28 protein-coding genes are annotated in these 25,242 nt (G+C 64.9%); 7 read left to right on the forward strand and 21 right to left on the reverse strand.

Features of this window, described 5'->3' with window-relative positions; translation table 11 throughout:
* Window positions 1-21: 21 nt before the first annotated feature.
* The 6 genes from DVB37_RS21330 to DVB37_RS21355 form a co-directional block, all read right to left on the reverse strand.
* A complete protein-coding gene (locus tag DVB37_RS21330) occupies window positions 22-738 on the reverse strand; it encodes an amino acid ABC transporter ATP-binding protein (protein ID WP_371683144.1) in 717 nt (238 codons plus the stop codon).
* 40 nt (window positions 739-778) lie between these two features.
* A complete protein-coding gene (locus tag DVB37_RS21335; RefSeq protein WP_120156715.1) occupies window positions 779-1,471 on the reverse strand; it encodes an amino acid ABC transporter permease in 693 nt (230 codons plus the stop codon).
* Between the two features lie 31 nt (window positions 1,472-1,502).
* A complete protein-coding gene (locus DVB37_RS21340) occupies window positions 1,503-2,291 on the reverse strand; it encodes an ABC transporter substrate-binding protein (protein WP_120156716.1) in 789 nt (262 codons plus the stop codon).
* Window positions 2,292-2,348: 57 nt separating this feature from the next.
* Window positions 2,349-3,257 (reverse strand): arginase family protein, encoded by a 909-nt coding sequence (locus tag DVB37_RS21345; RefSeq protein WP_120156717.1) that lies wholly within the window; start codon window positions 3,255-3,257, stop codon window positions 2,349-2,351.
* A gap of 284 nt (window positions 3,258-3,541) precedes the next feature.
* Window positions 3,542-4,408 carry an IclR family transcriptional regulator gene (locus DVB37_RS21350; RefSeq protein WP_046804424.1) on the reverse strand — a complete coding sequence of 289 codons (867 nt, stop codon included), beginning with the start codon at window positions 4,406-4,408 and terminating at the stop codon, window positions 3,542-3,544.
* Window positions 4,409-4,564: 156 nt separating this feature from the next.
* Window positions 4,565-5,587, reverse strand: coding sequence for an amino acid ABC transporter substrate-binding protein (locus tag DVB37_RS21355; RefSeq protein ID WP_104144572.1), 1,023 nt, complete (start codon window positions 5,585-5,587; stop codon window positions 4,565-4,567).
* A 354-nt stretch (window positions 5,588-5,941) separates the two neighbouring features.
* On the opposite strand from DVB37_RS21355, the gene DVB37_RS21360 reads away from it, so the two are divergent.
* Genes DVB37_RS21360 through DVB37_RS21375 form a run of 4 tightly spaced genes read left to right on the forward strand, consistent with a single transcriptional unit; the run spans window position 5,942 to window position 9,171 of the window.
* Entirely contained in the window at window positions 5,942-6,961 is a 1,020-nt protein-coding gene (locus DVB37_RS21360) for a tripartite tricarboxylate transporter substrate binding protein (RefSeq protein WP_120156718.1), read from the forward strand.
* 51 nt (window positions 6,962-7,012) lie between these two features.
* Window positions 7,013-7,693: a 3-oxoacid CoA-transferase subunit A gene (locus DVB37_RS21365; RefSeq protein ID WP_104144613.1), complete on the forward strand. Its 681-nt coding sequence runs from the start codon at window positions 7,013-7,015 to the stop codon at window positions 7,691-7,693.
* Between the two features lie 9 nt (window positions 7,694-7,702).
* Window positions 7,703-8,344 (forward strand): 3-oxoacid CoA-transferase subunit B, encoded by a 642-nt coding sequence (locus tag DVB37_RS21370; protein ID WP_120156719.1) that lies wholly within the window; start codon window positions 7,703-7,705, stop codon window positions 8,342-8,344.
* The gene (locus tag DVB37_RS21375) at window positions 8,344-9,171 is read left to right on the forward strand and encodes an IclR family transcriptional regulator C-terminal domain-containing protein (protein ID WP_046804420.1); all 828 of its coding nucleotides are present in this window, start codon (window positions 8,344-8,346) and stop codon (window positions 9,169-9,171) included. Before DVB37_RS21370 ends, DVB37_RS21375 begins: the two co-directional genes overlap by 1 nt.
* A gap of 213 nt (window positions 9,172-9,384) precedes the next feature.
* Here the strand turns inward: DVB37_RS21375 and DVB37_RS21380 are convergent, their stop codons facing one another.
* From DVB37_RS21380 to DVB37_RS21400, 6 genes are all read right to left on the reverse strand, one after another.
* On the reverse strand, window positions 9,385-10,443 hold the full coding sequence (locus tag DVB37_RS21380) for an L-threonylcarbamoyladenylate synthase (protein WP_104144575.1): 1,059 nt from the start codon (window positions 10,441-10,443) through the stop codon (window positions 9,385-9,387).
* Window positions 10,444-10,522: 79 nt separating this feature from the next.
* Complete coding sequence (locus tag DVB37_RS21385) at window positions 10,523-11,713, reverse strand: 5-(carboxyamino)imidazole ribonucleotide synthase (protein ID WP_120156720.1); 1,191 nt, start codon at window positions 11,711-11,713, stop codon at window positions 10,523-10,525.
* Entirely contained in the window at window positions 11,710-12,240 is a 531-nt protein-coding gene (gene purE / locus DVB37_RS21390; RefSeq protein ID WP_046804417.1) for a 5-(carboxyamino)imidazole ribonucleotide mutase, read from the reverse strand. The genes DVB37_RS21385 and purE overlap by 4 nt, the downstream gene beginning before the upstream one ends.
* A 106-nt stretch (window positions 12,241-12,346) precedes the next feature.
* Complete coding sequence (locus DVB37_RS21395) at window positions 12,347-12,919, reverse strand: disulfide bond formation protein B (protein ID WP_046804416.1); 573 nt, start codon at window positions 12,917-12,919, stop codon at window positions 12,347-12,349.
* Window positions 12,920-12,929: 10 nt separating this feature from the next.
* Window positions 12,930-13,088: a DUF5993 family protein gene (locus DVB37_RS28445; RefSeq protein ID WP_046804415.1), complete on the reverse strand. Its 159-nt coding sequence runs from the start codon at window positions 13,086-13,088 to the stop codon at window positions 12,930-12,932.
* A 190-nt stretch (window positions 13,089-13,278) separates the two neighbouring features.
* The gene (locus DVB37_RS21400) at window positions 13,279-14,160 is read right to left on the reverse strand and encodes a phosphoribosylaminoimidazolesuccinocarboxamide synthase (RefSeq protein ID WP_046804414.1); all 882 of its coding nucleotides are present in this window, start codon (window positions 14,158-14,160) and stop codon (window positions 13,279-13,281) included.
* A gap of 242 nt (window positions 14,161-14,402) precedes the next feature.
* Here DVB37_RS21400 and DVB37_RS21405 point away from each other — a divergent pair, with 242 nt between their 5' ends.
* A complete protein-coding gene (locus DVB37_RS21405) occupies window positions 14,403-14,858 on the forward strand; it encodes a GFA family protein (protein ID WP_104144577.1) in 456 nt (151 codons plus the stop codon).
* A gap of 127 nt (window positions 14,859-14,985) precedes the next feature.
* Here DVB37_RS21405 and fba read toward each other — a convergent pair whose 3' ends face one another.
* Together fba and DVB37_RS21415 are read right to left on the reverse strand one after the other, a co-directional pair.
* Window positions 14,986-16,050, reverse strand: coding sequence for a class II fructose-bisphosphate aldolase (fba, locus tag DVB37_RS21410; protein ID WP_046804412.1), 1,065 nt, complete (start codon window positions 16,048-16,050; stop codon window positions 14,986-14,988).
* A gap of 188 nt (window positions 16,051-16,238) precedes the next feature.
* Complete coding sequence (locus DVB37_RS21415; protein ID WP_120156721.1) at window positions 16,239-17,138, reverse strand: SMP-30/gluconolactonase/LRE family protein; 900 nt, start codon at window positions 17,136-17,138, stop codon at window positions 16,239-16,241.
* A 292-nt stretch (window positions 17,139-17,430) separates the two neighbouring features.
* On the opposite strand from DVB37_RS21415, the gene DVB37_RS21420 reads away from it, so the two are divergent.
* Together DVB37_RS21420 and DVB37_RS21425 are read left to right on the forward strand one after the other, a co-directional pair.
* A complete protein-coding gene (locus DVB37_RS21420; protein ID WP_104144615.1) occupies window positions 17,431-18,672 on the forward strand; it encodes a dicarboxylate/amino acid:cation symporter in 1,242 nt (413 codons plus the stop codon).
* A 167-nt stretch (window positions 18,673-18,839) separates the two neighbouring features.
* Window positions 18,840-19,214 carry a hypothetical protein gene (locus tag DVB37_RS21425; protein ID WP_046804404.1) on the forward strand — a complete coding sequence of 125 codons (375 nt, stop codon included), beginning with the start codon at window positions 18,840-18,842 and terminating at the stop codon, window positions 19,212-19,214.
* A gap of 115 nt (window positions 19,215-19,329) precedes the next feature.
* Here the strand turns inward: DVB37_RS21425 and DVB37_RS21430 are convergent, their stop codons facing one another.
* From DVB37_RS21430 to DVB37_RS21460, 7 genes are all read right to left on the reverse strand, one after another.
* The gene (locus tag DVB37_RS21430) at window positions 19,330-19,764 is read right to left on the reverse strand and encodes a hypothetical protein (protein WP_046804403.1); all 435 of its coding nucleotides are present in this window, start codon (window positions 19,762-19,764) and stop codon (window positions 19,330-19,332) included.
* 125 nt (window positions 19,765-19,889) lie between these two features.
* Window positions 19,890-20,432 carry an MOSC domain-containing protein gene (locus DVB37_RS21435; protein WP_046804402.1) on the reverse strand — a complete coding sequence of 181 codons (543 nt, stop codon included), beginning with the start codon at window positions 20,430-20,432 and terminating at the stop codon, window positions 19,890-19,892.
* Between the two features lie 25 nt (window positions 20,433-20,457).
* The gene (locus tag DVB37_RS21440; protein ID WP_104144581.1) at window positions 20,458-21,657 is read right to left on the reverse strand and encodes an alpha-D-ribose 1-methylphosphonate 5-triphosphate diphosphatase; all 1,200 of its coding nucleotides are present in this window, start codon (window positions 21,655-21,657) and stop codon (window positions 20,458-20,460) included.
* Window positions 21,639-22,379, reverse strand: a complete 741-nt coding sequence (gene phnL / locus DVB37_RS21445; RefSeq protein ID WP_104144582.1) for a phosphonate C-P lyase system protein PhnL — start codon at window positions 22,377-22,379, stop codon at window positions 21,639-21,641. Before phnL ends, DVB37_RS21440 begins: the two co-directional genes overlap by 19 nt.
* A 2-nt stretch (window positions 22,380-22,381) precedes the next feature.
* A complete protein-coding gene (phnK, locus tag DVB37_RS21450; protein ID WP_046804399.1) occupies window positions 22,382-23,158 on the reverse strand; it encodes a phosphonate C-P lyase system protein PhnK in 777 nt (258 codons plus the stop codon).
* Complete coding sequence (locus DVB37_RS21455; protein ID WP_305781988.1) at window positions 23,155-24,129, reverse strand: alpha-D-ribose 1-methylphosphonate 5-phosphate C-P-lyase PhnJ; 975 nt, start codon at window positions 24,127-24,129, stop codon at window positions 23,155-23,157. Before DVB37_RS21455 ends, phnK begins: the two co-directional genes overlap by 4 nt.
* Window positions 24,126-25,241 (reverse strand): carbon-phosphorus lyase complex subunit PhnI, encoded by a 1,116-nt coding sequence (locus DVB37_RS21460; RefSeq protein WP_046804398.1) that lies wholly within the window; start codon window positions 25,239-25,241, stop codon window positions 24,126-24,128. The genes DVB37_RS21455 and DVB37_RS21460 overlap by 4 nt, the downstream gene beginning before the upstream one ends.
* Window position 25,242 lies beyond the last annotated feature (1 nt).

Raw genomic sequence — 25,242 nt, forward strand, 5'->3', positions numbered from 1 at the left:
CAGGCATGAGCGCTGCCCACATCACCCCAGGATCTGCCCCAGGAATGCCTGCGCCCGCTCCGATCGGGGGGCATTGAAGAAGTTCTCCGGCGTGTCGGCTTCCACGATGGCTCCCTGGTCCATGAAGACGACGCGATCCCCCACTTCTCGCGCAAAACCCATTTCGTGCGTGACGCAGACCATGGTCATGCCGTCTTTGGCCAGCGCGACCATGGTGTCCAGCACTTCCTTGACCATCTCGGGGTCCAGCGCCGACGTGGGTTCGTCGAACAGCATGATCTTGGGCTGCATGCACAAGGCGCGCGCAATCGCCACGCGCTGCTTCTGGCCGCCCGAGAGCTGGCCGGGATACTTGTCAGCGTGCTGCGGAATGCGCACCCGTTCCAGATATTCCATGGCGCGCGACCGGGCTTCGTCCGCCGGCACGCCCTTGACCAGCAGCGGTGCCAGCGTGCAGTTCTCAAGCACCGTCAAATGCGGAAACAGATTGAAGTGCTGGAACACCATGCCGACTTCCGCGCGGATGCGCTCGATGTTCTTGACGTCTTCATTGAGCTCTATGCCGTCGACAACGATGCGGCCCTTCTGGTGCTCTTCCAGCCGGTTCAGCAGGCGGATCGTCGTGGACTTTCCCGAGCCCGACGGCCCACAAAGTATCAGCTTTTCTCCGGGCGACACTTCCAGGGCCAGGTCGTTCAGTACCTGGAAGTCTCCATACCATTTGCTGACGCCCTGCATCGTGATGATGGGCGCCAAGGCAGTCGTTGCATTCATCGTCTCAAGCCTTGGAAATGTCGTGGTTTTCGCCGGCGCCGCTCCAGTAGCCCGGCACCGTCAGACGCTTTTCAGAGCGTCGGAACAGGTACGACAGCACGCTGCACATGGCGAAGTAGATGACCCCCACCATCGTGTAGACCGTCAGTGCCTGGAAGGTCGCACCGGCCAGCATCTCGCCCGCCCGCATCAATTCGTACACGCTGATAACGGCCACCAGCGAAGTCTCCTTGATCAGCACCAGCGCGTAGTTGCCCAAAGCCGGGAAGACCGTGCGCAGCGCTTGCGGCAATACGATGCGACGCAGCCGCTGCACCTTGCGCAGACCCAATGCGCGCGCCGCCTCGTACTGACCCGTGTCCACCGACTGGATGCCGCTTCTGAACAGTTCGGCCAGGTACGCGCCGAAGTTCAAGGTCAGGCCCAGCACCCCGGCGACAAAGCCGTTGATCACGACGCCCATCTCGGGCAGGCCGTAGTAGATGTAGAACAATTGCAGCAGCAGGGGCGTGCCGCGAATCACCTCGATGTAGAACCGCGCGCCACGGCTCAACAGGCGCGAAGGCGACAGGCGGCACAAGCAAACGACCAGGCCCAACGCCACCGCCAGGAAAGCCGAACAGAAAAACAGCGCCAGGGTCCAGACCGTGCCCTCGGCCAACGGGGTCAGGTACATGCGCAGCGTAGGGAGATCCAAGTCGTGCTCCTTATCCGTGCCGTAACGGCGCTTACTTGCTGATGAGGTCGGACACGCCCCACTTCTTGCCAATGGCGGCCATTTCGCCGTTCGCCTTCATGTCGGCAATTGCCTTGTTGACGGCTTCAAGCAGCGCGGTATTGCCTTTTTGCACGGCCATGCCCACTTGCCACGTGCGTTGCGGCTGGTAGCCCGTATCGAGCTTCACGCCCGGGATGTTCTTGGTCTGGATTTGGTAAATGATGCTGGGGGGATCCACGATGCCAAGGTCGACGCGGCCAGCGCGCACGTCAGCCAGCAAGGTTGAATAGTCCTGGTACGTCGTAACTTTGGTGTCCGGCATGTCCTTGATCATGTTGAACTGGACAGAATCCACCAGCACGCCTACCCGCTGCCCCTGCATGTCTTCGAATTTGGCGTACTTTTTGGTCGCCTTGTCGCTGACTACCACGCCCTCTCCCCATCCGTAGACCGGGACTGAAAAGTCGATGGCCTTGGCGCGTTCTTCGGTAATGAACAGCGGCGCCGACATGACGTCCGCCCGCCCCGAGGTCAGCGTGGGAATAAGGCCGGAAAATGGCACGTCGGACAGCTTGTCCGATACCTTCAGATGCTTGGCCACGCCCGCCGCCACGTCCACCATGATGCCTTCCAGCTCGTTGGACTTTGGATTCTTGAACCCGTGCGGCGGCGCCGATGCGGTGGTGACGACGGCCAGGCTTTTATCGGCGCGCACTTCGTCCAGCGTGCGCGCCTGCGCGCCGGTTTGAATCAGCAGGCCGGCGGCCGCCAGGCCCAGCAGAATGGCTTTGAATGTCATCGTTTTTCCCCTTGGATGAATGATTGCCGCGAACATGGATGATGCGAACGCCTCGTCTCAGGCCGGACGCCCTTGCGGATACTGCTGCACTGCCACCGCCGCCAGCGCGAAGAATTCCTGCATCACGGTGGCGGCCAGGAAGGCTGTTGCTCCCTGCACGTCTTGCGGCGGCGACACGGTATTGATGTCGAACGCCACGAAGTTCAGGCCGGCAAGCTGGCGCACCAGCGCCAGCCCTTCCTTGGCCGACAAGCCCCCCCACTCCGGCGTGCAAACTCCTGGCGCGCAGGAGGGGTCAAAGATGTCCATGTCGAAGCACAGGTACACCGGGCGCTGGCCGATACGCTGCTTGATGTCCGCCAGCGTGGCCTTCTGGTCCTGGTCGAAGTCGTCGTAGGGCACGATCGTGTAGCCGACCTCGCGCCCGAACTCCAGCACCCCGGGCATGAAAGAACTACCGCGCGTGCCTACGTGAAAGCTGGCCGCGACGTCCAGCAGACCCTCTTCGGCGGCGCGCGTGAACGTGGTGGCCGTGTTGTAGCCGGGGATGGGATAGGTGTCGGTGTGCGAGTCGAAATGCAGCACGACGAAATTCGGATGGCGGCGCCCCACGGCACGCAACTGCGGCAACGTCACCGCGCCGTCACCGCCCATCGAGATGGGGATGGCACCCGCGTCCAGGATGGCGCCGATGCCGGCTTCGATCAGCGGGTACGAAGCGTCGGGGTCTCCCGGGTGGCACGCCACGTTGCCCACATCGATGGCGCGCAGGAATTCAGGAGGACTGTCGATGCCATGGCGGCGAAAGATGTCGACGGGGCGCAGCAAACGGGATTGCTCACGGATCGCGTCGGGACCCTGCCGCGATCCCACGCGAAAGGGGTGCGTGCCGCAATCGAACGGAATGCCCACCACGCAAGCGCGTGCCCTGCCCGCTTCAGACTCGCGGGCCGATGGCAAACCCATGAACCCGGCTGCGGGATGGAAACTAACTTCAGATGACTGCGGCACTGCGCGGCTCCCTGGATTTGCCCCGTCGTTGATAGGCGGGCGTTGCTATATTTAGATTCAGTCGAATCGCCATGCGATACGAGTGTGTCGTAAATAGATTAGCAGGCAAAAACTTGGCCGGCCTATTAGGGTGTTCCCCCTACAGGCGTGGAATTACTTGATTTGAATAGTCGGGATTAAAAAAGAATGCGCCCCGTCATGGCGCGCCGCGTGCACCGAAAACGGGCGTGCGAAAGGGATCAGACCTCGTCGTCTGGCAAGGGCATCGCCCCGCGCAACGCGCCACCTGGTGGTTCCATCAAGTAGAAGGGATGCGTACGGCCCAAGGTGCGTGATGCACTAATGGCGTGCGCGGTCTCCACCACTTGCGGGCCGAACACGGCTTGCGCCTGTTCAAAAGACCAGCGGCTGGAAGGCACGGACACGTTCACGGCGCCCAAGGGGGTGCCGCCGGCATCCAGGACCGCCGCGCTGACCGTGATGTCACCGGGGTAAAACTCGCCGTTGGACCTTGCATAGCCGTGGCGCCGGGCGAACTCCAGTTCGGCCAGCAAGGCGTCCATGCTGGTGATCGTATTCCCCGTGAAAGGCTTGCGGTCGCAGCGTTCCAGCAAGTCTTGCGCAACGCCGGGGTCCAACTTGGCCAGCACCGCGCGCCCCGCTGCCGTGCAATAGAAAGGCAAGCGCATGCCGACCGGCATGTTCACAAACATTTCCTTGTGCGTGGCAAAGCGCGCCACATAGACCATGTCCAAACCGTCGGGCTCCGCCAGGCTGCACGTCTCCTGACTGTTGCGGTTCAGCGTGTGCAGGAACGGGTTTCCGCCCAGAACGAGCGGGCTTGTCTGCACGTAGTGCATGCCCAGCTCCAGCGACCAGGGCGCCAGCGAGAACTTCTTGGTGACGGGATCCTTGCGCAGGTAGCCCAGCGTCCAGAGCGTGTGGGTAAAGCGCTGAACCGCGCTTTTACCCAGGCCGGTGGCTTCCGCGAGTTCCGGCAGCGTCATGGCAGGCTCGCCTTCGTTGAACGCCCTTAATACGGAAATGCCGCGCGCCAGCGCGGCAATGAACAAAGGCGAATCTTCGGGATGTGGCGTCTGGGTCATGGCGCAGCGCATGCAGGATAAAGCGCATAGCGTACCGTATAACGGTTCGCTTATATCGCATGGCGATTGGGGCGACAATCCGACCTCGGATCGCCGTCACCGCGCTCACAAGAAAAACGGCCTGCATGCGCAGGCCGTCTCGTCAGTGTGGCAGCGTCAGCGGATCGGCCATGGGTACATGGCGCCACCGTTGCTCCACAGTGCATTCGTGCCGCGTTGCAGGCCCAGCTTGCTGTCCTTGCCGACGTTTCGCTCGAACACTTCGCTGTAATTGCCCACTGCCTTGATGGCGTTGTAGGCCCATTTTTCGTCCAGCCCCATGTTCTTGCCCGCGCCCGGCGTCACGCCCAGGATGCGGGACACGTTGGGGTTGTTGCTCTTGAGCATCTCGTCCACGTTCTTTTGCGTGATGCCGTATTCCTCGGCTTCCAGCAGGGCGAACAACGTCCAGCGGACGATGCCCAGCCAGTTTTCGTCGCCTTGGCGCACCATCGGCCCCAGCGGTTCCTTGGAGAAGCGTTCGGGCAGGATTTCGTAGTCGTCCGGCTTGGCCACCTGCGTGGCGCGCACGGCGGCCAGTTGCGAGGCGTCGTCGGTGAAGGCGTCGCAGCGGCCGGATTCAAAGGCGCGCACCACTTCGGTCACCTTGTCGATCACCACGGGTTTGAATTCGATTTTGTTGGCGCGAAACCAGTCGGCCAGGTTCAGTTCGGTGGTGGTGCCCGGTTGCACGCAGACCGTGGCGCCGTTCAGCTCCTTGGCGCTTTTCACGCCCAGCTTCTTGTTGACCAGAATGCCCTGGCCGTCATAGAAGCTGGCGGCCACGGCGGACAGCCCCAGCGACGTATCGCGCGTTTGCGTCAGCGTGACGGTGCGCAGCAGCACGTCGACTTCACCGGACTGCAAAGCGGTGAAGCGTTGCTGCGTGGACAGCGCGGTGCCCTTGAATTTGGTGGGGTCCCCGAATACGGCTGCGGCGACGGCGCGGCAGATGTCCACGTCCATCCCTTCCCATTCACCCTTGCTGTTGGTGGCCGAAAAGCCGGAGACGCCGTCGGTCAAACCGCATTGCACGAATCCCTTTTTCTTGACCGCATCCAGCGTGGGGCCGGCAAGCGCCGCCTGGGACACACAAGCCAGGGCCAGGGCGCCGGCTGCAAACAAAGTTGACCGCTTCATTGATGCCTCTCCTGAGAGTGATGTCCGTGCCGGCTTGTAAGACGGCGGCGGCTGAAACCAAGCCCGGCTTTACAGGGCCGGCCGCCAGATTACGCCATGTCCACGGCGTGAACAACGCGGCTTTCCCTAGAGGAAACCCCAAGGATGACAAGCTTGATAGATTCCGGGCATTTGTCCGATGACCGAACTTTATCGAACCCTTGCGCCCCGTATGGCAGGCCCCTGCATGCCATACTTTTTTTGCGTCGATGTCCGATACGCGGCATCGCCGCCCCAGCCCTAAAACGCCGAGCGCGCCACATAAAAAACCCGGCGCGCATCGATATTCGGTCGATTCATGGAGGAGACAAATCCATGGCACATGTTTGCAACTCGCAGCCCCGCCGCAATGCCGTCGCCCCGCGCCGCCTTGCCCTGAAAACCGTGCTGTGCGCAGCGCTGGCCGCCGTCGGCATGATGGCCGGCCCCGCGCATGCCGCCGATGACTGGCCCACCAAGCCCATCAAGATCATCGTGCCCTACACGCCGGGCGGCTCCACCGACATCGTCACCCGCATCGTGGTGGAAAAGCTGGCGCCGCGCCTGGGCCAGACCATCATTGTGGAAAACAAGCCCGGCGCGAACAGCAGCGTGGGCTCGGCCATGGCGGCCAAGGCCGACCCCGACGGCTACACCTTTCTGGCGATGCTTCCCGCTTACCTGGTCAATTTCCACCTGTACAAGCTGAACTTCAAGCCCACCGACCTGGTGCCGGTTGTGCAGATGGCCGACCTGCCGCTGTTCCTGTTCGTGTCCGAAGACGTGCCCGTCAAGACCGTGGCCGAGCTGGTCGACTATGGCCGCAAGCACCCCGACAAGCTGACGTATGCCTCCAGCGGCACGGGGTCGAACGCGCACCTGACCGGCGCCATGTTCGCCTCGCAGAACAAGATTGCAATGACGCACGTGGCCTACAAGGGCAGCGCGCCGATTTTGACCGACCTGCTGGGCGGGCGCGTGTCGATGGTGTTCGACCCCATCCTGGTGCCCATGCAGTACGTGAAGCAGAACCGGCTGAAGGCACTGGCCTTCACCGGCAAGGAACGCTGGCCCGACGAGCCCTCCATTCCCACCATGGGCGAAGCCGGCCAGCCGGGCTTTGAAACGGGATCATGGGCGGGCCTGCTGGCGCCGGCCAACACGCCTCAGCCGATCATCGACCGCATGGCGCGCGAGATCGCCGAGGTGGTCAAGGACCCCGAGGTCAAGCGCAAATTCGTGGACGTGGGCTTCATGCCGGTGGGCGGCACGACCGCGCAATTCGCCGACCTGATGCAGAAAGAGTCGGCCCGCTACGCCGAGGTCATCAAGCAAGTCGGCATCACCGCGAACTGAAAGGCGGCGGGCGGCGGCATGGCCGGGCGCCCGCCCGATCGGAGCTTCACCATGATCAACAAGTTCATCGACACCCCCGAGGCCGCGGTCTCGGATATCCACGACGGCGCCACGGTGCTGATCAGCGGCTTCGGCGGCGCGGGTATGCCCACCGAACTGATCCACGCGCTGATCGACCAGGGCGCGCGCGAGCTGACCGTGGTCAGCAATAACGCGGGCAATCGCGAAACCGGGCTGGCCGCGCTAATCAAGGCGGGCCGCGTGCGCAAGGTGATCTGCTCGTTTCCGAAGGCCTCGCACTCCTGGGTCTTTGACGACTTGTACCGGCGCGGCGGCATCGAACTGGAATGCGTGCCGCAGGGCACCATCGCCGAACGGCTGCGTGCGGCCGGGGCCGGGCTGGGCGGGTTCTTTACGCCCACTGCCTACGGCACCGAACTGGCGGCAGGCAAGGAAACGCGCATCATCAACGGACGCGGCCACGTATTCGAAACGCCGCTGCATGGCGACTTTGCGCTGGTCAAGGCCGACCAGGGCGACCGCTGGGGCAACCTGACTTATCACAAGAGCGCGCGCAACTTCGGCCCGATCATGTGCATGGCGGCCAAGACCACCATCGTGCAGGTGCGCGCCAAAGCCGACCTGGGCGAGCTGCCGCCCGAAGCCATCGTCACGCCCGGCATCTTCGTCAAGCGCATCACCGAGGTGGCGAACGCCGCCTTTTCCAGCTGAGGCCCACGTATGTACCAACCCCTGACCCGCGAGGCCATGGCGCGCCGCCTGGCCCTGGATATTCCCGACGGCAGCTACGTCAACCTGGGCATCGGCATGCCGGTGCTGGTGGCCGCTTGCCTGCCCGATGATCGCGAGATCGTGCTGCACAGTGAAAACGGCATCCTGGGCATGGGCCCGCCGCCTTCGGAAGACGCCATCAACCTGGACCTGATCAACGCCGGCAAGCAGCCGGTGACGCTGCTTGCCGGCGGCGCATATTTTCACCACGCGGATTCGTTCGCGATGATGCGTGGCGGCCATCTGGACATCTGCGTCATGGGCGGCATGCAGGTCGCGGCCAACGGCGACCTGGCCAACTGGTCGCTGGCCAAGCCGGGCGAAGCGCCCGCCGTGGGTGGCGCGATGGACCTGGCGGTGGGCGCGCGCAGCGTGTTCATCATGATGGAACACAACAGCAAGAACGGCGATCCGAAAATCGTCGAACGCTGCACCTATCCGCTGACGGGCGCGGGCGTGGTTGACCGCATCTACACGGATTTAGCCGTGATCGACGTGACGCCGGACGGCTTGATTGTTCGAGATATGATCGACGGCATGACGCTGACCGAACTGCAAGGACGCACCGGCGCGCCGCTGCGCGCGGGCTGATGCTGCCCAACCTGCCCCCACCCGGCTACGCGCTGCCGCTGGCCGAGGACGAACATCCCGACCAGTTCCGTGGCGACCCGGACTACATGCTGACCCTGGCGCGCGGCCTGCACGTGATCCGCGCATTCGGCACGCGCCGCCATCCGCAAACCGCCGCTGAACTGAGCCGCCGCGCCGGGCTGCCGCGCGCCGTGGTGCAGCGCTGCCTGCACACGCTGGTGCTGCTGGGCATCGCGGAACAGCACGGCAGGCTGTTTGTGCTGACGCCGCGCATCCTGGGCCTGGGCTACGCGTATTTCTCGTCCACGCCGTTCGTGTCCCTGGCCCAGCCGGTGCTGGAAGAGCTAAGCGCCACGGTCAACGAGACCTGCGCGCTGGCCATCATGGAAGGCAACGAAATGCTGTACCTGGCGCGTTCGGAAGTGAACCGCCTGCTGGCCACGTCCATGGGGCTGGGCAGCCGCCTGCCGGCGTATTGCACATCGATCGGGCGCGTGCTGCTGGCGCAATTGCCCGAGCCGGCGCTGGCCCGCTACTTTGCCGCCACGCCGTTGCAGCCCTACACGGAATTCACGCTGACCACCGAAGCCCCGCTGCGCGCCGAACTGGCGCGCATTCGCGAGCAGGGTTACGCGGTGGTCGACCAGGAATTGGAATTGAACGTGCGCGCGATTTCGGTGCCGGTGCGCTCGGCCAGCGGCAAGGCGTGCGGCGCCGTGAATGTCAGCGTCAAAGCGGCGCGCGTGCCGCTGACGCGGCTGACGGACGAGTTCCTGCCGCCGCTGCGTCAGGCGGTGGAACGAATCGGGGAATTCCTGGTGGCGTAGGAAGGTGAACGCGCGGCCAGGGCAAGGCGGCCGCCGCTGTGGGGGAACGACGGCCCGGCGTTCGAGCATCGTTCTGTTTGAGCCCCGATGTTCAAGCCCCGATCTGTTCGAGCCCCGATCTGTTCGAGCCCCGATCCGTTGAGCCCCTCCTGATCGAGCCCGTGCTGTGCGGGCCCCTTCTATTCGAGCCCGTTCTGTGACGCGCGCCTGTCCCTATGAAGCCAGGTCGGTGGTATCCAGCGTGAACGCCGCCGCCGCGCGGCCGATGCGATCGTTGACGGCGTGCCAGGCGTCGGTGGCAGGCGGCGCCTGCACGACGATGCGCGCATAGCCCTGCTTGTCCAGATCCCGCAGCAAGCCATACAGCGCCTGCGCATAACGCGCCGGGTCCGCCGGCACCGGGTGCCATTGCAGACGCGCATCCAGCGCGTCGGGCTTGTCGCCATACGCCACCACCACCACCTTGCCGGGCGGCAGGTTGCGGCCTTGCGCCACGTCGCGCAGGCGGTCGTCGGATGCCAGCTCAAGGGGGGTGCGGGGCGCGTAGTGCGCCTTCAGCGTGCCCGAGGCGCGCGGCGCGGCGGCATCCGGCGCGAACACCTGCACGCCCAGCACCGCTTCGATCTGCGCGGCGCTGATATGGCCCGGGCGCAGCAACACGGGACCCGCGCCGCGATCCAGGCGCGACAAGTCAAGAATGGTGGATTCGATGCCCACTTCCGATGCGCCGCCTTCCAGCACCGGCATGCCGGCCGCGACTTCATCAGGGAATTCGGCGCGCACGTGGTCCGCGCGGGTGGGCGATACCTGGCCGAACTTGTTGGCCGAAGGCGCCGCCACGCCGCCCTGCCCGTTTGGCTTGCCCGCCGCGAACGCCGCCAGCAGCGCCTGCGCCACGGGATGCGACGGGCAGCGGATGCCGATGCTGTCCTGCCCACCGCTGACGGTGTCGGCGATGTGCGGCGCGCGCTTGAGGATCAGCGTCAGCGGGCCGGGCCAGAACGCGTCGATCAGCAGACGCGCCTCGGTCGGCACGTCTGCCGCCCAATAGCCCACGTCGCCCGTGGGCGCAATGTGCACGATGACAGGGTGGTTCGACGGCCGGCCCTTGGCCGCGTAGATCTTGGCCACCGCCTGCGGGCTTTGCGCATCCGCGCCCAGGCCGTAGACGGTTTCGGTCGGAAAGGCGACCAGTTCACCGTCCAGCAGGCGTTGCGCGGCGTGGGATATTTCCGCGTCGCTGGCGGAGTCGGGCGGGGGCAAGGAAGACATCGGGATGGTCGCGGGTGACTCGGAGTGACTCGGCGTTATTCGGGCGTGACTCGGGGATGGCTCGGGCGTGACTCGGGCGTTACTCGGGCGCCTGCATGCCCAGCGCGGCAGCCACGCTCGCGGCATCGCTGCGGGCCTGCTCCAGCGTGGGAGCCACGATGGTGATGTGACCCATCTTGCGGGCGCGACGCGCATCGCGCTTGCCGTACAGGTGCAGCTTGGCGGTGGGCACCGCCAGGGCCGCCGCCCAATCGGGTTCGCGCTGCTGCGTGGCCGTGGGCGATTCGTACCAGATGTCGCCCAGGATGTTCAGCATGACGGCGGGCGCCAAGAGCGCCGTGCTGCCCAGCGGCAAACCCGCCATGGCACGTGCCTGCTGTTCGAACTGGCTGGTGACGCAGGCGTTCATCGTGTAGTGGCCGCTGTTGTGCGGACGCGGCGCGATCTCGTTGACGATCAGGCTGCCGTCTTTCAGCACGAAGAATTCCACGCACAGCACGCCGTGATAGCCCAGGCCTTGCGCAATGGATTGCGCGGCTTCGGTCGCGCGGGCCTGCCGTTCGGCATGCGCGGCGTCCGACTGCACGGGCGCGGCGGTGGACACCGCCAGGATGCCGTCGCGGTGCACGTTGCGCGCCACCGGGAAGACGACGCTTGCGCCGTCGAAACCGCGCGCCAGCACCACCGAGATTTCGTAGTCCAGCGGCATCAGCGCTTCCAGCACGCAGGCCACGCCGCCAAATTCGGCGAAGGCGGCCAGCGCTTCGTCGCGCGTGTTGATGCGGGCCTGGCCCTTGCCGTCATAGCCCAGGCGCGCCACTTTCAGGATGCCGGGGAACAAGGCGTCGGGCGCGGCGCGCAGGTCTGCTTCGGTGCGGATGGCGGCGTGCGGCGCCACGGCGATGCCTTGCGAGGCGATGAAGGTCTTTTCGGCGATGCGGTCCTGCACGATGGCGACGGCGTCGGCGGCCGGGCTGACGCGGCAACGCGTGGCTAGCGTACGCAGGCTGTCGGCAGGGACGTTTTCGAATTCGGTGGTGACGGCCTGGCAGGTCTGGGCCAAACGGGCCAGCCCGGCTTCGTCGTCATAGGCAGCCTGGATGTGCAGGTCGGCCACCATGCCCGCGGGGCATTCGTCGGCCGGGTCCAGCACCGCGACCTTGTAGCCCAGGCTTTGCGCCGCATGGCAGAACATGCGGCCCAATTGGCCGCCGCCCAACAAGCCCAACCAGCCACCGGGAGCGATCATGAAAGAAGTGGATTGGCTCATACGATCGACGCCTCGGGCGGAACCTTCATGTCGCGCGCGGCTTGCGTCTGGCGGGCGCGGAACGCCACCAGCTTCTGATGCAGGTCCGCATCGGTGCCGGCCAGCGTGGCAATCACGTGCAGCGCCGCGTTGGCGGCGCCCGCTTCGCCGATGGCGAACGTGGCCACCGGCACGCCCTTGGGCATCTGCACAATGGACAGCAGAGAATCTTCGCCGCGCAGGTATTTGGACGGCACCGGCACGCCAAACACCGGCACTTCGGTCAGCGCCGCCATCATGCCCGGCAGGTGCGCCGCGCCGCCAGCGCCGGCGATGATGCCGCGCAGGCCACGGCCATGCGCGGCCGCGCCGTATTCGGCCATGTCCTGCGGCATGCGGTGCGCGGAAATCACGCGCGCCTCATAGGCCACGCCGAAATCCTCAAGCATGCTGACCGCGTGCTTCATGACCTCCCAATCGCTGGAAGATCCCATAATCACGCCCACCACGGGCGAGGCCTTGGCCGCTGCGGAAGTCTTGGCTGTCATAACCGGTGTCAAAGAGGGTAAGACCGCGGAAACCTGCCCGCGGAATGTCAATGGACCGCGGATCCAGTCCGCGAAACCCGGTATTTTACCCGGCGCGCGCGGCAGGCTATGGCGCGGTGGCCTTGGGCAGCCACAGATAGGTGTCGGGGTTGTCCGGGCACGGGCCAAAACCGCATTCCAGCGTGGTGCCGCCGACGTTGGCCAGCGTCATGACAAAAAACAGGGCCATGACCAGGACGCCCAGCGCCGACACGGGCTTTTTCAGCATGGTGTCGCCCCATTTGCGGTCGGCCGTCTGCATCAGCACGCAGAAGACGATGATGGCCGCAAACGCAATGAACGCCCAGGTATAGAAGTGCATGCCCAGGAATGGCGAGCCATAGCCGGGATCGCCGGGCGCCAGGTGCAGCAGCACTTGCCGGCCCGAGGCGACCATGCCGCCCAGCGACGCCGCGATGCTCATCGCGTAATGCATGGGCGACGGGCCCAGGCGCAGGTTCAGCAGGAACCCCACGCCGGCCAGAATCAGCGCCACGCGTTGCAGCAGGCACAGCGGGCACGGCAGTTCGTCATAAATGAGTTGCCAGGCGAACGCCATGGCCAGGATGCCGGTCACGCCCAGCAGCGCCAGCCCATTGATGACACGCGAGCCACGCGCCGGATTACCAGAGAAGATCATCGCCCGGCCTTTACAGCGACAACGCCAGCGGCGTATTCATGTGATGCACGCACCAGGCCGCGAAGATCAGCAAGGTCAGCAGCCAGAAGGTCACGCATGGACGGCGACGGCCCAGCACGCCAAACCACACGGCGATCAGACCAGTCAGAAACGGCAACATCATGATCATGCGACGGGCTCCTGTCGGCGGCGTCCTGTAAGCAACCGAGGAGTATAACGTAACAATCCGACATATTTGTTATCGAAAGCCCGGATGCGCGCGCGGCGAACTTATGCGTCCCCCCAAAGAAAAAACCCGCTCGGTGGACTCACCGGCGGGTTTGTTTTCGTCTAGGCGGCGTCAACGGCGCCCGACGGGATCAGGCAATCAGGCGGTCCAGCGCTTCGCGGTACTTGGCGGCGGTCTTTTCCAGCACTTCTTGCGGCAGGCGCGGGGCGGGCGGGGTCTTGTCCCAGGTCTGGGTTTCCAGCCAGTCGCGCACGAACTGCTTGTCGAACGACGGGGGGCTGATGCCCACGCGGTAGCCGTCGGCCGGCCAGAAGCGCGACGAATCGGGCGTTAGCACTTCGTCCATCAAGTGCAGCGTGCCGTTATCGTCCAGGCCGAATTCAAACTTGGTGTCGGCAATGATGATGCCCTTGGTGGCGGCAAAGCGCGCGGCTTCGGCGTACAGCTTGAGGGTCACGTCGCGGATGCGTTCGGCCATTTCCTGACCCACTTCCTTGACCACGTGCGCGAAGTCCACGTTTTCGTCGTGCATGCCGAATTCGGCCTTGGCGGCGGGCGTGAAGATCGGTTCGGGCAATTGGCTGGCCTGTTGCAGGCCGGCGGGCAACTGAATGCCGCAGACGCTGCCGGTGGCCTGGTAGTCTTTCCAGCCGGAGCCGATCAGGTAGCCGCGTGCAACGGCTTCCACCAAAATCGGCTTCAGGCGCTTGACCACGACAGCGCGTCCGCGCACCTGGTCAACTTCGTCCGGCGCCACCACGTCTTCGGGCTTCACGCCGGTGGAGTGGTTCGGCAGGATGTGGGCCAGCTTCTGCAACCAGAATTCGGTCAGCTCGGTCAGCACCTGTCCCTTGCCGGGAATGGGGTCGTCAAGAATCACGTCGAACGCGGAGATACGATCCGACGCGACGATCAGCAACTTGTCGTCGCCCACCGCGTACATATCGCGCACCTTACCGCGGCCCAGCAGCGGCAAGGACTTGATGCTGGATTGATGCAAAGCAGAAGTCACGGGAATGGCCTATGGCAAAAATGAAGATTCCCGCCACGGGCGAGCGCCAGGGCGGGAAGTAGAACGAAATCGAAACTTGCGCAAAAGGCGGCATGGCCTGTGCAAGACGCATAGATTACTGCAAATATGCCCGTCTTGCCGGGCGGCAAGGGCCGGGTTAGCCTCTGATTCCCGACTCACGATTCGCGCCGACCGCCCCAGCCGCGTCACGGCGCAGACCTCACGCCCGGAGACAAAGCCGTATGCAGGATGCTTCCCTTAAACGCCCGTCCGCCGCCGACGCGCAGGTACACCTGACTGGCGGTTGCCAGTGCGGCGCGATCCGTTACGCCGTCACCGACGAACCCATCACCGCCGCCACCTGCCACTGCCGCGACTGCCAATATTCCAGCGGCGGCGCGCCGGCCCATGCGCTGATCTTTCCCGCCGGCTCGATCACGATGCTGCGCGGCCAGGCCAAGGAACACCGCTACAAGGGCGATTCCGGGCACACCGTCATGCGCAGCTTCTGCGCCGCCTGTGGCACGCCGCTATTCGGCGGCTCGGAAGGCATGGGATACGAAGTGGTGCGCGCGGGCTCGCTGGACGATCCGGAAGCCTTTCACGCCAAGGCCAGCCTGTGGACGAGTTCGGCGCCGTCCTGGCACCACGTGGACCGCAGCGTGCCGCACTTCCCGCAAAACTCGCCGCCCGCCTGACTTGCGGGGCTGACGCGGCCAGCCGATACGCCCGTCTTGGCAGCCGGCCAAAACAAAGGGGTGGGTCCACGACGGACCCACCCCTTTTTGCTATCCCGGCGCCCCCCGAAGGCGGCGCTGGATAGGTTTACTGCACCACTTGCGACAGCTTGCCCGACGCGTATTGCGCGGCGATTTCGGTCAGCGGCAGCGCGCGGATCTTGCTGGCGTTGCCGGCGGTGCCGAATTCCGTGTAGCGAGCCACACAGATCGCCTTGGCGGCGGCGCGGGCGGGCTTCAGGTATTCGCGCGGGTCGAACTTTTCGGGGTTCTCGGCAAAAAAGCGGCGGATCGCGCCGGTCATGGCCAGACGAATATCGGTGTCGATATTGATCTTGCGCACGCCGTACTTGATGGCTTCCTGGATTTCCTCGACCGGCACGCCGTAGGTTTCCTTCATGTTGCCGCCGAATTCGCGGATTTCAGCCAGCAGTTCCTGCGGCACGCTGGAGCTGCCGTGCATCACCAGGTGGGTGTTGGGCAGGCGGGCGTGGATTTCCTTGATACGGGAAATCGACAGGATGTCGCCGGTGGGCTTGCGCGTGAACTTGTAGGCGCCGTGGCTGGTGCCGATGGCAATCGCCAGCGCGTCCAGCTGGGTGCGGCGCACGAAGTCGGCGGCCTGTTCCGGGTCGGTCAGCAGCTGGTCCATGGTCAGCTTGCCGTCGGCGCCGTGGCCGTCTTCCTTGTCGCCTTCCATGGTTTCCAGGGAACCCAGGCAGCCCAGTTCGCCTTCAACCGTCACGCCCAGCTTGTGGGCCACGTCCACGACCTTCTTGGTCACTTCGACGTTGTAGTCGTAGTCGGCAATGGTCTTGCCGTCTTCTTTCAGCGAACCGTCCATCATCACGCTGGAGAAACCGAGGTCGATGGCGCCTTGGCAGACCTTGGGCGACTGGCCGTGATCCTGGTGCATCACGACGGGGATGTGCGGGTAGGACTCAACCGCGGCCTGGATCAGGTGCTTCAGGAAGCCTTCGCCCGCGTACTTGCGCGCGCCGGCCGAGGCTTGCATGATCACCGGGCTGTCGGTCTCCGCAGCGGCTTCCATGATGGCCTGGACCTGTTCCAGGTTGTTGACGTTGAAAGCCGGAATGCCGTAGCCGTTCTCGGCGGCGTGGTCGAGCAACTGGCGCATGGAGACTAGGGCCATGAGTGGTCCTCCTAAGTACTGTTTATTGAAATGGTTGAAGGCTTGCTGAATGGGGTGATTTTACGGGGGTTTCCAGGAAAGGTCTTGCAACCGCCGGTATCCAGTCCATTCAGCCGAGGACGGAAGGCGTAGAACCGGTCTACGCCTTCAGCCTCCACCCAGCCCCCCGCCCGACTCCGGCCCCGGTCTCAGGGCCGACCGGCGTGCGGTACGTCCACCCGAGTCGTCAGGATGCGGGCTTCGGGCTTGGCGCGGCGGTTTGCCTCGATGAAATCCGGCGCGGCCGCCATGAACAGCGTGCAGCCGTCCGGACCGCCCAGCGCCGCGGCGAAGATGCCGAATTCGCCGGTATCGATCTGTTCCAGAATGGTGCCGCCCCGCTCCACCCGCACGATGCGCTTGCCGATGGCGTCCGCCACCCACAGCGCGCCCTCGGCATCCAGCGCGCCGCCATCCGGCGCGATGGCCGACGCGGCGATCAATACCGACAGGTCGTCGCTATCCGGCAACGGGCCGAAGTTGGCCCAGTCGCGGCGCGGGCCCAGTGCCCCCGTGGGCAGGATGTCGAATTCCGAGATCCGGTTGCCGAACGTCTCGTTGACAATCAACGTGTTGCCATCCGGCGTGATGAACAAGCCATTGGGAAAGCACAGCCCATCGGCCACGGCCTGCGCAACGCCGTCCGTGTCGACGCGCACCAGCGCCGTGGTCGCGACGGGTTCGCCCGCCATCAAATCGAAACCGAAGTTGCCGACGTACGCCCGGCCCTGCGCATCCACCACCATGTCATTGATCGGGCCGCCCGCCAGCGAGGACAAATCCGCATGCACGCTTAGCGTGGCGTCAGCTTCCCGGCGCAACACCTTGCGGTCTTTCATGGATGAGATCAGCAAGCGGCCATCGGGCAGCCAGCCCAGGCCCGAGGGCTGCTGGGGCACGCGGCAGATCAGCTCAATATTGCCCTTCAGATCCACGGCGATGACCTGCCCGGTATAGAAGTCCGACGCCCACAAGCGGTCTTCGTGCCATCGCAAGCCCTCTAGGTAGGTGTATCCCGTTGCCAGCACGGACAGTTCGCGTTTCGGCATTGCCTTGTCTCCTGTTATCGCCCCATCGGGGCCGGCTTTTCAAATGCGCCGCATGGCCGATGCGTTCGGCCGGGCGGACCCATTCTGTCACGTCAAAGGTGTTACGGATATGTCCCCAAGATGACAACTGACTGTCAGGTGGCGGGCGTTAACATCGCGCCCCAAGGGAAAACCCGTACCCCGGGATTTGCCTTGGCATCCCCAAAACCGGACCGCCTTTCCCGCCCCATGCCGGCGGGCCGACCCCCACCCCGGGGCGCTATGCGGCGGGTCCCTTGTTTCCGTTTTGATCATGAATACAAAGAAGCTGACGCGTTACATCGGCATCGCCATGGTGCTGGGCGTCGTGGTGGGCTACGTGTGCAACAAGACGGCGCAGGACGCGAAGCACGCAGCGGAAATTGCGTCGTACTTCAGCCTGGTCACGGACATCTTCCTGCGCATGATCAAGATGATCATCGCGCCGCTGGTCTTCGCGACGCTGGTGTCGGGCCTGGCCAGCATGAGCGACGCGAACGCCGTGGGCCGCATTGGCCTGCGCGCCATGGTGTGGTTCATCGCGGCGTCCGCCGTGTCCTTGCTGCTGGGCCTGCTGCTGGTCAATATCTTCCAGCCGGGCGCACACATGAACCTGGCGATTCCGGACACGGGCATCACCTCGGGCTTGAAGACGGGCGACTTCACGCTCAAGGCGTTCATCGCGCACGTGTTCCCCAAGAGCATCGCCGAAGCGATGGCCAACAACGAGATCTTGCAGATTTTGGTGTTCTCGCTGTTCTTTGGCGCAGCGTTGTCGTTCATACGCGGCAAGGGCCACCACACGATCTACACCATGATCGACGAGCTGGCCAAGATCATGTTCCGCGTCACCGACTACGTGATGCGCTTTGCGCCGCTGGGCGTGTTCGCCGCCATGGCCGCCGCCATCACCACCGAAGGCCTGGGCGTGCTGGTCAGCTACGGCAAGTTGATCGGCGAGTTCTACCTGGGCCTGGCGCTGCTGTGGGCCATTCTGTTTGGCGTCGGTTACCTGTTCCTGGGCAAGTCCACGCGCCGCCTGGGCGGGCTGATCAAAGAGCCGACCTTGCTGGCATTTTCCACGGCCAGCAGCGAATCGGCCTATCCGAAGACCATCGAAGCACTAGAACGCTTTGGCGTGTCCAAGCGCATTTCGGGCTTTGTACTGCCGCTGGGGTATTCGTTCAATCTGGACGGCTCGATGATGTATCAGTCGTTCGCCGTCCTGTTCATTGCGCAGGCTTACAACATTGAGATGAGCTTTGCGCAGCAGTTGACGCTGTTGCTGGTGCTGATGGTGACCAGCAAGGGCATGGCGGGCGTGGCGCGCGCGTCGCTGGTCGTGGTGGCCGCCACCCTGCCGATGTTCCATTTGCCGGAAGCGGGCCTGCTGCTGATCATGGGCATCGACCAGTTTTTCGACATGGGCCGCACCGCGACCAATGTGGTGGGCAACAGCCTGGCCACCGCCGTCATTGCGAAACTGGAAGACGACCGCGACGATGCGGCGGCTTGATCGGGCTGTTGGATCGGGCTGTTGGATCGGGCTGCTTGATCGGGCCACGTAATCGGGCCACATGATCGGGCGCTTGACCGCGCCGCAAGCGCGGGCGCAACATAGGCTTCCCGTTCTTGACCTGCGGCGCGGCGTGCCATCCGGCGGCGCCCGCCCCATGCAATGCCATGACACCCCTCCCCCTGCGCGGCATCCTGGCGGCAATCGCCCTGGTTGCCGCCGCTGACGCAAACGCCTGGACCCGCATTTCCTGCGACCTGGCCGGCACAGTCACCACGCCCGCGCTACAGATGCGGCAAAGCCGCACCGACGGCACGACGCTGTCTCAAACCACGTTTCGTATCAAGGTCAAGGCGGCCGACATTCCGGAAGGCGCGCGCGCGGATACGGATTGCACCGAATTCGTAAACCGCGAAATGGACGTGTCGCTGGAGGACACGCCGCCCGGCCAGATTCGCCAGGGCAAGCCAATCAAGCTGCGTTACCGCTACGACGAATCGTTGGGGCAAAGCCTGTCGACAAAATTCGAGCTGGTCCGCTGAAGACCCCGCCGCCGCCACGAGGGCGGATCGGCGGAGCGCGCAACCGGCTTTCAGTGCTGGGTCAGGCTTTCAGTGCTTGATCGGACTGTCAGCGCCTGGCCGGGTTTTCAACTGCTTAGTCGTTGACCGAGCACGACACCGGCGCGCCGTCTTCGAATTCGACGTCATACGTGTGGACCGGATCCCACGGCAGCGTGAACCACAGTTCGTAGCCGTCGCCGTCTTCGTCGAACAGCCACAATGCGCGCAGCACGGCTTTTTCGGCCATGGCGTCGGCGGTTTCTTCCTGCAGCAGCTGGTCGTCTTCCAGACCCAGCTTTTTGTAGTGCTCGTACGAATAGTTATCCAGCAGGAACTCGGCCGCTGCCAGGATGTGATCGTCAAGATTGTCGATGATGCCCTTGACCACCTTGGAGGCGCCGCTGTCGGGCTCTTCGCCATCCGTCTGGATCATGACGTGAATGGGGGGCCGGCCATCGCCGGCAGGCACGTTTTCGGCCGCCCACAGATCGGGTTCTTCGGGGTCTTGGGTGAAATTGAATCGTGCCATTGCGCGCTCCGGAAAATTGGATGGCGAGCCGAAAAAGTATCGGCTGCGCCTCAGGCCGTTACGCCTTTCGCCATTTAACCAGATGCGCGGCGACCCGTCTGTGGCTGCCCGCGATGTTTTTGACGCTACACCCGTTCCAGTGCCAAATGCGGCAGTGCGGGAAGCTCGGTTCGGATACTGTCGCCCGGGCTGACCGCCCCGCCCTCGATCACAATCCCCATCACGCCGGCGCGCCGTTGCAGGCTGCCGTCGGGGTTGCGGCCCAGCACGGCGGCCATCAGACCTTTCTGATATTGGTCCAGTTGCACGCACGGATTGCGCAACCCGGTGATTTCGATGATTGCGTCTTCGCCGATACGCAGTCGCGCCCCACGCGGCAACGCCAACAGGTCAATACCGCGCGTGGTGATGTTTTCGCCCATCGTGCCTTCGGCCACATTGAAGCCGGCCAGTTGCAGCTCGTCGTGCAGTTCCGCCTGAATCAGATGCACCTGGCGCAGGTTGGGCTGCGTGGGGTCGGCCCGCACGCGCGAGCGATGCTTGACGGTCACCCCCTGATGCGCGTCGCCTTCGACGCCCAGCCCCTTGACCAGCAGGATGGTCGGCACGACCGGCTTGCTGAACGCATGCGTTGCGCTTAGCGCCACGGCAATCACGATCGGATTCATCGCGGTACTCCGGAAAAACAGGGTGTCATGCCGCCTCGCGTTGCGCCTCGGGCGACGCCGCCGCGTGCGTGCGCGTCGGCAGGTAGTGCGTGGAGAATACCAGCCGGCCGGCCGACCAGGTGTGACTGATCAGTGGCAGCGCGCCAACTTGTGCCACTGCCACCAGATCCGCCCGCTGGCCCACCGCGATCCGGCCCCGATCGGACAGCCCGCAGGCGTCGGCCGGGTTTGCCGTGACCAGCGCGATGGCTTGCGGCCAGCTCAGGTCGGTTTGCGCCGCCACGGCAAATGCGGCGGCGATCAGCGTGGACGGTTGGTAGTCCGAACACAGGCAGCTGGCCACGCCCGCGCGGATGGCGTCGATGGCGCGCATTGACCCGCTCTGGCTTTGCCCGCGCAACACGTTGGGCGCCCCGAGAATGGTGGGCAGGCCGCAGGAAACCGCCGCGCGCGCCGTGTCCAGCGTGATGGGGAATTCGCTCATCGACACGCCCAGGTTGCGCATCGTGGCGATGCGCTGCACGGAATCGTCGTCATGGCTGGCGGTGGCGATGCCCAGCGCATGCGCGTGCGCCAGCAGTGCCTGCACGCGCGTCACCGCCCCGTCCTTGGCGCGTGTCTTGGCGTGGGCCGCCTCTTCGGCCTGCTCGCGGCTCATGGCGTGGTTGCCCATCATGTATTGCAGATAGGATTCCAGCGTCTTGAACTGCCCCTGCCCCGGCGAATGGTCCATCACCGACAACAGGTCCACCGCGCCTTCGTCCATCAATGCGCGCAATACGTCCACTGAGGTTGGGTCGGTGACTTCGTAGCGGCAATGCACGCGGTTGTCCACCAGGCTGTGCGGGCGGAACGCATGCACCGCGCGCACCACCTGCGCCGCCGTCTGGTTGTTGCGCACGCCCCATTCATTGTTGGCGAAAGACAGCGCATGAAAAGGCGTGGTGATGCCCGCGGCGGCGTTGCGACGGTCGACCTGCGCCACCGCGAAATCGAACGGAAACAGCACGCGCGAGCGAGGCTCCGCTTCCTTTTCGATGGCGTCGCAATGCAGGTCGATCAAGCCGGGCATCAAGGTCTGGCCTTGCAGGTCAACCACGCGGTCCGCCCGCGCGCCGTCCGGCTCGATGGCCACGATGCGGCCGTCATCGATCAGCACCGCGCTGTTCTCCAGCACGCGGTCGGGCATGATCACGCGGGCATGGGTCAGGTATGAGCTTGGCATGAGGGCTCCAGGGCAAGCGAGGCGGGCGGCGCGGGGCGCAGCGCCAGGGTTTGGGTGGCAACGGCGTCGCGCACTTCGGCGTCGTGAAAGATGCCCAGCAGGCAGCGGCCCGCCGCCAGTGCTTCGTGGATCAGCGCGATCACCACGCGGCGGTTATCGGCATCCAACGACGCCGTGGGTTCGTCCAGCAACAGAATCGGATGGCGCGCAATAAAGCCGCGCGCGATGTTGACGCGCTGCTGCTCGCCGCCGGAAAACGTGGCGGGCGCCAGGCCCCACAAACGCGGCGGCACATTCAAGCGTTGCAGCAAGGCGCCGGCCTGCTCGCGCGCATCGGCGGCGTCCACGCCCGCCACGCGCAGCGGCTCGGCCACCACGTCCAGCGCGGACACCCGGGGAATGACGCGCAGGAACTGGCTGACGTAGCCGATGACGTCGCGGCGCAGCGCCAGGATGCGCTGTTCGGGCGCGCCCACCAGCTCGACCCATTCATCATGGGCGCGCACGCGGATGCTGCCTTCGGTAGCCAGGTAGTTGCCATACAGGCAACGCAGCAAGGTGCTTTTTCCGGTGCCCGACGGGCCGGCCAGCACCAGGCAATCGCCGGCGGCGGCGGTCATGTCCACGGCATCCAGCACGGGCAGATGCATGCCGCCCTGGTTGTGCAGCGTGAACCGTTTCACCAGCCCCCGCACTTCGATCATGGGTAAGGATGCATGCATGGTCAGCTCTGCAAAATGGAAGACACCAGCAACTGGGTGTAGGGGTGTTGAGGGTCGTCAAGAATCTGGTCGGTCAGCCCGCTTTCAACCACAACGCCGCCGCGCATCACCAGCGTGCGATGCGCCAGCAGCCGCGCCACCGCCAGGTCATGCGTGACGACGATGGCGGCCAGGCCCAGGTCCGTGACCAGTTGGCGCAGCAGGTCCAGCAGCCGCGCCTGCACGGACACGTCCAGCGATGCCGTGGGTTCGTCCATGAACACCAGGCGCGGGTGCGTTACCAGGTTGCGGGCGATTTGCAGACGCTGCTGCATGCCGCCGGAAAACGACACCGGCGTATCGTCCAGCCGGCCCACGTCGATCTCCATCTTTTGCAGCCAATTGCCCGCCACGGCGCGCAGGTCGCCGTAGTGCCGGTCGCCCACCGCCATCAGCCGCTCGGCGATATTGGCGCCCGCGCTGACCTGCATGCGCAGCCCGTCGCGGGCGTTCTGCCGCACGAAGCCCCAATCGGTGCGCGACAACAATCGCAGCCGCGCGCCTTGCAGGCCGGCCAGGTCGATGAAGCCCTGGTCACGCGTGTCGTACCAGACGCTGCCGGCATCGGGCGCGGTCTGGTGCGACACGGCCGACAGCAAGGTGCTTTTGCCCGAGCCCGATTCCCCCACGATGCACAGCACTTCGCCCGGATACAGGTCAAAGCTGACGTCGCGGCAGCCGTGCACGCCGTCCCACGTGCGGGTCAGCTTGCGCACGGAAAGCAGTGGATGCGCGTTCATGCGGCGGCCTCGTTGTCGCGTTGCTGCGTTTGGCGGTGATTGCAGTATTCGGTGTCCGAACACACAAAGCGGCGTGTGCCGGCGTCGTCCAGGATGATCTCGTCCAGATAGCTGTCACGCGAGCCGCACAGGTCGCAGCATTCGGCCCAGGTTTCCACGGTGAACGGGTGATCGTCGAAGTCCAGGCTCTTGACCGAGGTGTAGGGCGGCACGGCGTAGACGCGCTTTTCGCGGCCGGCGCCGAACAGCATCAGCGCGGGGCTGCCGTCCAGCTTGGGGTTGTCGAACTTCGGGATGGGTGACGGCCGCATCATGTAGCGGTCGTTCACGATGACGGGGTAATCGTAGGTGGTGGCAATGTGGCCATGCTGCGCGATGTCTTCGTACAGCTTGACGTGCATGCCGCCGTACTCGGCCAGCGCGTGCATGGTGCGCGTTTCGGTTTCGCTGGGTTCCAACCAGCGCAGGGGCTCGGGGATGGGCACCTGGAACACCATGACCTGCCCTTCGCGCAGCGGGGTTTCCGGGATGCGGTGGCGGCTTTGCACAATAGTCGCCGCGGGCGTGGACGTGGTGGTGGCCACGCCCGTGACGCGGCCGAAGAAGCGGCGGATGTTGATGGCGTTGGTCGTGTCGTCCGAACCCTGGTCGATGACCTTAAGCACGTCATCCGTGCCGATGATGGCCGCCGTTACCTGGATGCCGCCCGTGCCCCAGCCATACGGCAGCGGCATTTCGCGGCTGCCGAACGGCACCTGGTAGCCGGGGATGGCCACGGCTTTGAGCAAGGCGCGGCGCAACATGCGCTTGGTGGATTCGTCCAGGTAGGCAAAGTTGTAGTGCTCGTCGCGCGGGACCGTGGCGGCCGAGGCAGCCGAGGCGGTGGCCGGATCGTTGGCTATGGCGCGGACCGTGGCGTTGGCCGTCGCGTCCGCCTTGTTGTTCAGCGTTGCATTCGTGTTCGGGGTCATTGCGAAACAGCCTCGTCCATCAGGTCGCGGGAAGCGGGTTGCGGGGCGTGCCGGTCGGCGCGCAGCCGGCGCAGCAGTTCCAGGTTGGCCTGGAAGTCCACGTAGTGCGGCAGCTTCAAGTGCTGCACAAAACCGGACGCCTCGACGTTGTCGCTGTGATACAGCACGAATTCGTGATCGTTGGCGGGCGAGTCGGCGCGCTCGCCCAGTTCTTGCGCCTTTAGCGCACGGTCCACCAGCGCCATCGACATGGCTCGGCGTTCGCCGTAGCCGAACGTCAGGCCGTAGCCGCGCGTGAACTTCGGGCCGTCTTCGCCGTTGCCGGCGAACTGGCTGACCATCTGGCATTCGGTGATTTCGATTTCGCCCACCGTGACGGCAAAGCCCAGCTCTTCCACCATCATGTCGACTTCCAGCGTGCCGTAGCGGATCTCGGCGGCGAAGGGATGGGTGTTGCCATAGCCGCGCTGCGTGGAATAGCCCATGGACAACAGAAAGCCTTCGTCGGCGCGTGCCAGGTTTTGCAAGCGTGCCGGGCGCGATGCCGGAAATTCCATCGGCTGGCGCGTCAGGTCGAAAGGCTCGGGGTCGCCCTCGGGCACGGGCTCGGCGTCGATCAGGTCATCGTGCGCCAGCAGGTCCGTCACGCGCGGCATGTCGCTGTCCAGGGCGTCAGCGCCCGGGGGCAGCGCGTCCGCCTCGCGCTGGGCCGCCAGCGTGAAGTCCAGCAGGCGCTGCGTGTAGTCGTAGGTGGGGCCCAGGATCTGCCCGCCGGGCACGTCCTTGAACGTGGACGAAATGCGGCGTTGCAGGCGCATGGCGCCGGTGTCGATCGGCTGCGTATAGCCCAGCCGCGACAGCGTTGTGCGATAGGCTCGCAGCAGGAACACGGCTTCGATCTGGTCGCCGGCGGCTTGCTTTAGCGCCAGCGCGGCAAGTTGCGGATCGTAGAGCGAGCCCTCGGCCATCACGCGTGACACGGCCAGCGGCATCTGTTCGCGGATCTGGTCCAGGCTTAGCTCGGGCACCTCGCGGTTGCCGCGGCGGTAGTCGTCCAGCATGCGATAGGAATTCAGGATGGCGCGCTCGCCCCCTTTGACGGCGACGTACATG

Origin of the sequence: Achromobacter sp. B7 (genome assembly GCF_003600685.1) — a bacterium.
Lineage (GTDB): Bacteria > Pseudomonadota > Gammaproteobacteria > Burkholderiales > Burkholderiaceae_B > Achromobacter > Achromobacter spanius_B.

Bases quoted from the DNA above. Each gene is read 5' to 3' on its own strand.
- DVB37_RS28445 (WP_046804415.1), bottom strand. From the start codon at position 13,088: ATGATCATGATGTTGCCGTTTCTGACTGGTCTGATCGCCGTGTGGTTT.
- DVB37_RS21345 (WP_120156717.1), bottom strand. From the start codon at position 3,257: ATGGGTTTGCCATCGGCCCGCGAGTCTGAAGCGGGCAGGGCACGCGCT.
- DVB37_RS21360 (WP_120156718.1), top strand. From the start codon at position 5,942: ATGGCACATGTTTGCAACTCGCAGCCCCGCCGCAATGCCGTCGCCCCG.
- DVB37_RS21440 (WP_104144581.1), bottom strand. From the start codon at position 21,657: ATGCCAAGCTCATACCTGACCCATGCCCGCGTGATCATGCCCGACCGC.
- DVB37_RS21425 (WP_046804404.1), top strand. From the start codon at position 18,840: ATGACACCCCTCCCCCTGCGCGGCATCCTGGCGGCAATCGCCCTGGTT.
- DVB37_RS21395 (WP_046804416.1), bottom strand. From the start codon at position 12,919: ATGATCTTCTCTGGTAATCCGGCGCGTGGCTCGCGTGTCATCAATGGG.
- DVB37_RS21415 (WP_120156721.1), bottom strand. From the start codon at position 17,138: ATGCCGAAACGCGAACTGTCCGTGCTGGCAACGGGATACACCTACCTA.
- DVB37_RS21355 (WP_104144572.1), bottom strand. From the start codon at position 5,587: ATGAAGCGGTCAACTTTGTTTGCAGCCGGCGCCCTGGCCCTGGCTTGT.
- phnL (WP_104144582.1), bottom strand. From the start codon at position 22,379: ATGCATGCATCCTTACCCATGATCGAAGTGCGGGGGCTGGTGAAACGG.
- DVB37_RS21365 (WP_104144613.1), top strand. From the start codon at position 7,013: ATGATCAACAAGTTCATCGACACCCCCGAGGCCGCGGTCTCGGATATC.
- purE (WP_046804417.1), bottom strand. From the start codon at position 12,240: ATGACAGCCAAGACTTCCGCAGCGGCCAAGGCCTCGCCCGTGGTGGGC.
- DVB37_RS21340 (WP_120156716.1), bottom strand. From the start codon at position 2,291: ATGACATTCAAAGCCATTCTGCTGGGCCTGGCGGCCGCCGGCCTGCTG.
- DVB37_RS21380 (WP_104144575.1), bottom strand. From the start codon at position 10,443: ATGTCTTCCTTGCCCCCGCCCGACTCCGCCAGCGACGCGGAAATATCC.
- DVB37_RS21350 (WP_046804424.1), bottom strand. From the start codon at position 4,408: ATGACCCAGACGCCACATCCCGAAGATTCGCCTTTGTTCATTGCCGCG.
- DVB37_RS21460 (WP_046804398.1), bottom strand. From the start codon at position 25,241: ATGTACGTCGCCGTCAAAGGGGGCGAGCGCGCCATCCTGAATTCCTAT.
- fba (WP_046804412.1), bottom strand. From the start codon at position 16,050: ATGGCCCTAGTCTCCATGCGCCAGTTGCTCGACCACGCCGCCGAGAAC.
- DVB37_RS21430 (WP_046804403.1), bottom strand. From the start codon at position 19,764: ATGGCACGATTCAATTTCACCCAAGACCCCGAAGAACCCGATCTGTGG.
- DVB37_RS21385 (WP_120156720.1), bottom strand. From the start codon at position 11,713: ATGAGCCAATCCACTTCTTTCATGATCGCTCCCGGTGGCTGGTTGGGC.
- DVB37_RS21435 (WP_046804402.1), bottom strand. From the start codon at position 20,432: ATGAATCCGATCGTGATTGCCGTGGCGCTAAGCGCAACGCATGCGTTC.
- DVB37_RS21375 (WP_046804420.1), top strand. From the start codon at position 8,344: ATGCTGCCCAACCTGCCCCCACCCGGCTACGCGCTGCCGCTGGCCGAG.
- DVB37_RS21420 (WP_104144615.1), top strand. From the start codon at position 17,431: ATGAATACAAAGAAGCTGACGCGTTACATCGGCATCGCCATGGTGCTG.
- phnK (WP_046804399.1), bottom strand. From the start codon at position 23,158: ATGAACGCGCATCCACTGCTTTCCGTGCGCAAGCTGACCCGCACGTGG.
- DVB37_RS21370 (WP_120156719.1), top strand. From the start codon at position 7,703: ATGTACCAACCCCTGACCCGCGAGGCCATGGCGCGCCGCCTGGCCCTG.
- DVB37_RS21405 (WP_104144577.1), top strand. From the start codon at position 14,403: ATGCAGGATGCTTCCCTTAAACGCCCGTCCGCCGCCGACGCGCAGGTA.
- DVB37_RS21455 (WP_305781988.1), bottom strand. From the start codon at position 24,129: ATGACCCCGAACACGAATGCAACGCTGAACAACAAGGCGGACGCGACG.
- DVB37_RS21330 (WP_371683144.1), bottom strand. From the start codon at position 738: ATGCAGGGCGTCAGCAAATGGTATGGAGACTTCCAGGTACTGAACGAC.